The sequence below is a fragment of the Brevundimonas sp. Root1423 genome (genome assembly GCF_001426805.1).
Map to the genome: position 1 here is coordinate 1 of NZ_LMFL01000085.1, position 2,768 is coordinate 2,768.

The window sequence follows — 2,768 nt, forward strand, 5'->3', positions numbered from 1 at the left end:
ACCTCAAGGAAGGTGTCGAGATGATCATGCCCGGCGACAACGCCGAGCTGAACGTCGAGCTGATCACCCCGATCGCCATGGAAGAGAAGCTGCGCTTCGCCATCCGCGAAGGCGGCCGCACCGTCGGCGCCGGCGTGGTGAGCAAGATCACCGAGTAATCGGTCGAAACCAGTACGCGTAAGCGAACGGCCCCCGGAGCAATCCGGGGGCCGTTTTTTTGCTGTGCGCTCCGCACTCCACGCCGTCATCCTCGGGCCTGACCCGAGGATGACGGAGCGGGGGGGAGGCGGCGCGCGCGTTTACCGTATCGTTCTCCTCGCAGGCGTCCGTGCTTGCGCGGAACCGCCGTGAGGTCCCTACGTTCGCATCCCGGACGTTAGGATTTCAGTAACCATGCGGCGCGCGATCAGGATCGGACTTTTCATCGGCACCTTCCTCGGCATGTCGGCCTGCGCCGCCACGCCGGACACGGGCGCGCGCGGCCCCTATGGCGGCGTCGAGATCGGCCGCGGGGTCTAAGGCTTCAAGGAAACCGTGGCGGCGGGGGACAATTCCCCCTATCATTGATCCCGCGGACGCCGACAGTCGCGCCGCGTCGGTCCGCTCCCCCTAGATGTTAGCCATCGCCATCGTTGTCGTTCTGCTCCTCGTGGTGCTCAACGGCCTGTTCGCCATGACCGAGCTGGCGGTCGTATCCTCCCGTCGATCCAAGCTGCAGAGCCGTGCCGAACGCGGCGACAAGGGCGCCCGCGTCGCCCTGAAGCTGGCCGAGGACCCGACCCATTTCCTGTCGGCGGTCCAGGTCGGAATCACCCTGATCGGCATCGCCGCCGGCGCCTACGGACAGGCGGCGATCGCGGGCGAGCTGAACCACATCCTCGAAGCGGCCTTCCCGGGACTGGCGGCCTATACCGAAGTCTTCTCGACCGTCATCGTCATCATCTTCATCACCTATGTGTCGGTGATCGTCGGCGAACTGGTGCCCAAGCGGCTGGCGCTGATCTTCCCCGAGAGCATCGCCTCCAAGATGGCGGCGCCGATCTCGACCGTGGCCGTGGTGCTGAAGCCCTTCGTGGTCGTGCTGACGGCCTCGACCTCGGCCATCCTCAAGATCATGGGCGTCAAGGACCGGGACGGTTCGGACGTGACCCAGGAAGAGGTCGAGACGATGATCGCGGAGGGCACCTCGGCCGGCCTGATCGAGCCCGAGGAGCAGACCATGATCGAGGAGATCCTGCGCCTCGGCGACCGGCCGATCCGGGTGGCCATGACGCCGCGCCACGAGGTGTTCTGGATCGCCCTGGACGATTCGGAGGAGACGCTGCGAACAGAGGTTCGCACCTGCCCCTATTCGCGCATCGTGGTCGCGCGGGAGAACGACGTCGATAATCCGCTGGGCGTGGTTCACAAGAAGGACCTGCTGGACAGCCTGCTCGACAACGGCGAGTTCAATGTCGAAAAGCACATCCAGATTCCGGCCTTCATTCCGCAATCGACCTCGGTGCTGAAGGCGCTGGAGATCATGAAGGCCTCGCGCGTCCACATGGCCTTCCTGGTGGACGAATTCGGGGCCTTCGAGGGGGTGGTGACGGCCACCGACCTGCTGGAAATGATCGCCGGAGATTTCGACGAGGGTCACGACGACGCCGAGGTCAATGTGCGCCAGCGCGAGGACGGCAGCTGGCTGGTCGACGGCCAGACCGACATCGACGAGCTGTCGGACGCCCTGGGCGAGGATTTCGGCGAGGCGGAAGGCTTCCACACCATCGCGGGCCTGGTGCTGCACCAGCTGTCGCGCGTGCCCCACGAGGGCGAAATCCTGCAACTGGGCCGGTTCGAGGTCGAGATCATCGACATGGACGACCGCCGGATCGACAAGCTGCTGTTCAAGCAGGTGATCAACGCCCAGGACGAGGCCCGGGCGGTGGCGGCTCAGTACGAGGACTGAACCGCATCCGCCCTTGAAAACCCCGGCGCGGTCGGGCATACGCCGCGGTCTGGCGAAGCCGAACGCGCCCGGGGGTTCCGCCCTCTGGCGCGTTGTAGTTTTCGCCGGGACCACAGGAGTGTAGCTCAGCTGGTAGAGCATCGGTCTCCAAAACCGAGGGTCGTGGGTTCGAGTCCCTCCACTCCTGCCACTTTCCACTGACGGGGCGGGTCCCCATCTGCACCGTCAGACTGCGTTGAAAACGAGAACCGAGCATGGCCAAGGCCAAGAGCCCTTCGGGGCGCCGCACCCAGACCGTCCAGCCCGCCGTCGCCGGCGCGGCCGTGGCGACGGACGCCGTCGCGCCGAAGAAGCGCACCTCGATCCCGCAGTTCGCCAGCCAGGTCCGCGCCGAAGGGCGCAAGATCGTGTGGCCGAGCCGCAAGGAAACCTGGATCACCTCGGTGATGGTGCTGATCATGGTGCTGATCGCGTCCATCTTCTTCTTCGTCGTCGACACCGGCCTGGCCTTCCTGTCGCGCATCGTGCTCGCGATCGGCCAGTAAGAAAGACCCCCCATGACCGACGCAACGCCCGCCAAGCCCGCCGCCAATCCCCGGCACAAGTGGTACATTGTCCACGCCTATTCGAATTTCGAGAAGAAGGTCGCCCAGCACCTGACGGATCAGGCGCGCCAGCAGGGGCTCGAGGACTGTTTCTCGGAAATCCTGGTGCCGACCGAGGACGTCGTCGAGATCCGCCGCGGCCGCAAGGTCAACTCGGAGCGCAAATTCTTCCCCGGCTATGTGCTGGTGAAGATGGAGATGACCGACGACGCCTA

The 2,768-nt window shown here is 65.3% G+C and carries 4 protein-coding genes, 1 tRNA gene and 1 pseudogene; all 6 read left to right on the top strand.

The features are described 5' to 3' along the window. Window positions 1-158, top strand: a pseudogene (gene tuf, locus ASD25_RS30020) (elongation factor Tu); the annotation flags it as partial. 235 nt (window positions 159-393) lie between these two features. Continuing rightward, window positions 394-519, top strand: a complete 126-nt coding sequence (locus ASD25_RS32920; protein ID WP_255356209.1) for a hypothetical protein — start codon at window positions 394-396, stop codon at window positions 517-519. A 94-nt stretch (window positions 520-613) separates the two neighbouring features. Then, window positions 614-1,948, top strand: a complete 1,335-nt coding sequence (locus ASD25_RS28375; protein WP_200943754.1) for a hemolysin family protein — start codon at window positions 614-616, stop codon at window positions 1,946-1,948. A gap of 114 nt (window positions 1,949-2,062) precedes the next feature. Next, window positions 2,063-2,138, top strand: a tRNA-Trp gene (locus ASD25_RS28380). Window positions 2,139-2,202: 64 nt separating this feature from the next. Then, the gene (gene secE, locus ASD25_RS28385; protein ID WP_055829955.1) at window positions 2,203-2,493 is read left to right on the top strand and encodes a preprotein translocase subunit SecE; all 291 of its coding nucleotides are present in this window, start codon (window positions 2,203-2,205) and stop codon (window positions 2,491-2,493) included. 12 nt (window positions 2,494-2,505) lie between these two features. Continuing rightward, window positions 2,506-2,768: transcription termination/antitermination NusG family protein (locus ASD25_RS28390; protein ID WP_304439672.1), on the top strand; the 263-nt coding region annotated here is incomplete at its 3' end.